1 protein-coding gene is annotated in these 1,196 nt (G+C 58.3%); it reads left to right on the top strand.

Annotation, left to right across the window (positions count from 1 at the left end):
* Positions 1-1,031 (top strand): IS4 family transposase (locus ACIGGF_RS25365; protein ID WP_397523787.1); only part of this gene is annotated, 1,031 nt, incomplete at its 5' end.
* Between the last annotated feature and the right edge of the window lie 165 nt (positions 1,032-1,196).

Below are 1,196 nucleotides of genomic sequence, written 5' to 3' on the forward strand. Positions count from 1 at the left end.
AGTTTCTCGGAGGGTGGTTACCGAGTTGGCACGTTCCTACCCCGAGTGCAATAACACAAGCCCGCAAAAGGCTCGGGGAGGAACCCTTAAAAATTTTGTTTCACGTGACCGCTAAACCGCTGGCATCGTCGGCTACACCTTCGGCCTGGTTTCACGGGCAACGGGTTCTCGCGATCGACGGCGTTGTCCTTGATGCGCCGGATTCTCCAGAAAACGCGGAAGTCTTCGGGTACAGCGTCGGCGGGAAGGGTAAGGGTGCGTTCCCGCGCGTGCGCGTCGTGGCTGTCGTCGAATGCGGCACACACGCGGTGTTGCACGCCGCAATCGGCGAGGCTGGTACGTCCGAACGGACCGAAGCCTGGAGCCTTGTTGCGGCTCTGGACCCGGGATCCGTCTTGTTGGCCGACCGCGGGTTCTTCAGCCTTGCGCTCTGGGAAAGATTGATCGAACACGAAGTCGACGCAGTCTTTCGAATCCCTCGAAATATGAACCTCCCCGCCATAAAAGAATTCACGGACGGTTCGTACCTCTCAGTGCTACTACCCTCGAAGAGTCAAAGCGCGATCCGGAAAACGTCGCGCCGAAGCTCACGAGGAGACGTCGCGGCCGAGAATCAGTATTTATTGGCTCACGGAGTCCCGTGCCGAGTCGTGGAATACGAAGTCGAAGGGTCCGACGAGCCATACCGAGTGATCACAACATTGCGAGACCACGTCGCAATTCCTGCATTGGAGATCGCTGCGTTGTACCACGAACGGTGGGAAGTCGAGAATGTCTTCGACGAGATCGAAGTACACCAGCTTGGTCACGGGCGCGTACTACGATCGAAATCCCCAGCGCTCATCAAACAAGAAATTTGGGGCGTGCTGCTAGCGCATTACGCGGTTCGCAAACTGGTCCACAGAGCGTCGGGTGTCGCTGAAATCGATCCGGATCGATTATCGTTCATCCGCGCCTTACGCATCGTCCGTCGCCAACTCACCAACGGCGCGGACTTTTCCCCCCAGCACACTCCCCGTGGTGCTGGGTGAATTAACCGAACACCCGAATCCGCCACGCAGACACCGATTTTACCCGCGCGTGGTCAAGCGACACTTCGCCGCGTTTCACAACACGAAGCGACCACACCATCACGGGCGTCACGAGAAGCATCCTCCTCGGCTGCAGCTCCGCGTGCCGCTAACTTAACGGCATTG

This window comes from Rhodococcus sp. NPDC078407, assembly GCF_044542515.1.
GTDB lineage: Bacteria > Actinomycetota > Actinomycetes > Mycobacteriales > Mycobacteriaceae > Rhodococcoides.